The sequence below is a fragment of the Methylobacterium sp. WL103 genome, assembly GCF_008039885.1.
Taxonomy (GTDB): domain Bacteria; phylum Pseudomonadota; class Alphaproteobacteria; order Rhizobiales; family Beijerinckiaceae; genus Methylobacterium; species Methylobacterium cerastii.
Genome location: NZ_VRUX01000484.1, coordinates 1 through 3283 on the forward strand (window position 1 = coordinate 1; position 3283 = coordinate 3283).

Annotated in this window: 4 protein-coding genes; 2 read left to right on the plus strand and 2 right to left on the minus strand. The window is 69.8% G+C overall.

The features are described 5' to 3' along the window. Nucleotides 1-183: 183 nt before the first annotated feature. Entirely contained in the window at nt 184-840 is a 657-nt protein-coding gene (locus tag FV222_RS20910) for a glutathione S-transferase family protein (RefSeq protein WP_147754468.1), read from the plus strand. A gap of 209 nt (nt 841-1049) precedes the next feature. Here the strand turns inward: FV222_RS20910 and leuC are convergent, their stop codons facing one another. Together leuC and FV222_RS20920 are read right to left on the minus strand one after the other, a co-directional pair. Next, complete coding sequence (gene leuC, locus FV222_RS20915) at nt 1050-2462, minus strand: 3-isopropylmalate dehydratase large subunit (protein WP_147761741.1); 1413 nt, start codon at nt 2460-2462, stop codon at nt 1050-1052. 167 nt (nt 2463-2629) lie between these two features. Next, nucleotides 2630-2848, minus strand: a complete 219-nt coding sequence (locus tag FV222_RS20920) for a DUF1127 domain-containing protein (protein ID WP_147761740.1) — start codon at nt 2846-2848, stop codon at nt 2630-2632. A 115-nt stretch (nt 2849-2963) separates the two neighbouring features. On the opposite strand from FV222_RS20920, the gene FV222_RS20925 reads away from it, so the two are divergent. After that, nucleotides 2964-3283: GntR family transcriptional regulator (locus FV222_RS20925; protein WP_147815552.1), on the plus strand; the 320-nt coding region annotated here is incomplete at its 3' end.

Here is a 3283-nt window from a genome sequence, read left to right on the forward strand (position 1 = left end):
CCTCGAGCGTGGCCTGTCGGCGTCCGAGCAGGCCGACGTCGCGGCTCTGCTCCGGCGCGAGTGATCCCCGTCGGGGTCCGTGGCAATTCGCCCACGCCCGAGGCATGATGTGCGCCTGCGGCGGCGAGTCGGCACGAGTCTTGGATCCGCCTCTCGCGAAAACGATCCGCGAAGGATGCGAGCATGGCCACGGCGACGCTGACGATCTCCAGCCGGAATTACTCGTCGTGGTCGCTTCGCGGCTGGCTGATCTGCAAGATGGCCGGCCTCGACTTCGACACCGAGATGTTGCCCGGCGGCGACGAGACCTCGCGCGCCGAGCTGCTCCACCTCTCGCCCTCGTTCCTCGTCCCCCGCCTGCACCACGAGGGCATCGTGGTTTGGGACACGCTGGCGATCGCGCAGTACCTCAACGAGACCTTCCCCGAGGCCGGCTTCCTGCCGAAGGACGTGGCCGCCCGCGCCCATTGCCGCTCGATCGCCGGCGAGATGCACGGCGGCTTCATCAACCTGCGCTCGGCCCTGCCGATGAACCTGAAGGCCTTCCACCCGAGCTTTCGGGTGTTCAACGGCGCCAAGGGCGACATCGAGCGCATCGTCACGATCTTCGACGACTGCCTCGCCCGCTACGACGGGCCGTTCCTGTTCGGCGAGCGCCCGACGCTGGCCGACGCGATGTACGCCCCCGTCTGCACGCGCTTTCGCACCTACGACGTGACCCTTCCCCCGCGCGCCACCGCCTACCGCGACGCCATCCTGCACTGGCCGCTGATGGTCGAGTGGGCCGAGGCCGCCGCCGAGGAGCCGGAGGAGATCGAAGAGCTCGATATGGAGTTCTGAGGGCGGAGCAGCCCTGAACCGCGTCCGTCGTCGGCGAGCCGAGGCTCCGCCAATCGATCACGAACACTCCCCGTCATCCCGGGGCTGCGCAGCAGAGCCCGGGATCTAGAGCCGCCGCCGACGCCAGCCGAAGCACGACCTGCGGTTCTGGATTCCGGGCTCGCCTTCGGCGCCCCGGAATGACGGCGAGGGGTGGTTGGCGGGAGCCCTTACCCCTTGGGCCAGGCCCGGATGTCGACGAAGCGGCCGGCCACGGCGGCTGCGGCGGCCATGGCCGGGGAGACGAGGTGGGTGCGGCCGCGATGGCCCTGGCGGCCCTCGAAGTTGCGGTTCGAGGTCGAGGCGCAGCGCTCGTTCGGGCTGAGGCGGTCGGCGTTCATGCCGAGGCACATCGAGCAGCCGGGCTCGCGCCAATCGAAGCCGGCGGCCTTCAGCACCGTGTCGATGCCCTCGGCCTCGGCCTGCGCCTTCACCAGGCCGGAGCCCGGCACCACCATCGCCGAGACGCTCTCGTGCACCTTCTGGCCCGCGACCATCTGGGCGACGATGCGCAGGTCTTCGATCCGGCCGTTGGTGCAGGAGCCGATGAACACCCGGTCGAGGGTGATGTCGGTGATCTTCGTGCCCGGCGTGAGCCCCATGTAGGACAGGGCCTTCTCCTTCGAGGCGCGCTTGTTCTCGTCGAGGATCGAGGCCGGGTCGGGCACCGAGCCCAGCACGGAGATCACGTCCTCGGGGCTCGTGCCCCAGCTGACGATTGGCGGCAGGCTGGCGGCGTCCAGGCGGACTTCCTTGTCGAAATGCGCGCCCTCGTCGCTGACGAGGCTCTCCCAGTAGGCCCGCGCCCGCGCGAAGGCCTCGCCCTTCGGCGCCATCGGCCGGCCTTCGCAATAGGCGTAGGTCGTGGCGTCCGGGGCGACGAGGCCGGCGCGTGCGCCGCCCTCGATCGACATGTTGCAGATCGTCATCCGGCCTTCCATCGACAGCGCGCGGATCGCCTCGCCCGCATACTCGATGACGTGGCCGGTGCCGCCGGCGGTGCCGATCTCGCCGATGATCGCGAGCACGATGTCCTTGGCGCTGACGCCGGCCGGCAGCACGCCGTCGACGGTGACGCGCATGTTCCTGGCCTTCTTCTGCAGCAGCGTCTGCGTGGCGAGCACGTGCTCGACCTCGGAGGTGCCGATGCCGTGGGCGAGAGCCCCGAACGCGCCGTGCGTCGAGGTGTGGCTGTCGCCGCAGACGATGGTCTGGCCGGGCAGGGTGAAGCCCTGCTCGGGGCCGATGATGTGGACGATGCCCTGGCGGCGATCGAGGGCATCGTAGAACTCGATGCCGAAATCCTTGACGTTCTGCGCCAGCGCCTCGAGCTGGATCCGGCTCTCCGGATCCTCGATGCCCTTGGAGCGGTCCGAGGTCTGGACGTTGTGGTCCACCACCGCCAGCGTCTTCTCCGGGGCGCGCACCGTGCGACCGGCGACGCGCAGACCCTCGAAGGCCTGCGGGCTCGTCACCTCGTGGACGAGGTGGCGGTCGATGTAGAGCAGCGTCGAGCCGTCGGCCTCGACGTCGACGACGTGGTCGTCCCAGATCTTGTCGTAGAGGGTGCGCGGGCTCGTCATGGATTCTGGTCGCTTCGCGGCGTGTCTGTTGCCGGCCAACGGCCGGCGCGGACGTCTTTAGTAAGGTTCGACGCGCGATTTCGGAAGTGCTCGCCGGCCGGTCGCCGCAAATGGCTGACCGGCATCGGCTGCAGAGGTGGGTGCGAGGTGGCGGCCGGCCGCTCGGGTCACGGCTTCCAGAACGGCTTGCGGGCTTCCGCGCGGACGGCGAAGCGGTCGAGGCCTGCGTCGCGGAGTTGGTCGTCGCGCAGGCTCGCGAGCTCGCGGCGCGCCCGGTGGCGCTTCAGCCAGATCCCTACGATCGACGCGTCGAATCCGAGGAACCGCCTGCGGTCGGGCGCGGATGCCGAGGTGGGGAACGACGCGGGCGACGAGGCGGCTTGCATGGTCGGCGATCCGAAGCGGGGAAGGGGAAGCGATCCGGCCGGGATTGCCTCGACAGGATTGATCCGATACGCATCTCGGTTCAATGTCTTTATTGAACTCGGATCAATTTAGCCGATGACCGATTACAGGAGCGTCGCCGACGCGGTCGCGGCGGAGATCGCCAGCGGGCAGATCGGGCCGGGGCATCGCCTGCCGCCGCAGCGCACCTTCGCCTATGAGCGCGACATCGCGGTCTCGACGGCGGCGCGCGTCTACGCCGAGCTGGCCCGCCGCGGCCTCACCCTCGGCGAGGTCGGGCGCGGCACCTACGTGCGCTCGGACCTGAGCGGGCCGGTCCTGCAGCCCGAGCCCGCGCCCGGCGCGGTGGACTTGCAACGGACTCACTCGAACCTGCCCGAGCAGAACCGCGTGTTGACCGAGGGGCTCGCCGCCCT

Coding starts and splice junctions, on each gene's coding strand:
- FV222_RS20910 (WP_147754468.1), top strand. CDS start 184: ATGGCCACGGCGACGCTGACGATCTCCAGCCGGAATTACTCGTCGTGG.
- leuC (WP_147761741.1), bottom strand. CDS start 2,462: ATGACGAGCCCGCGCACCCTCTACGACAAGATCTGGGACGACCACGTC.
- FV222_RS20920 (WP_147761740.1), bottom strand. CDS start 2,848: ATGCAAGCCGCCTCGTCGCCCGCGTCGTTCCCCACCTCGGCATCCGCG.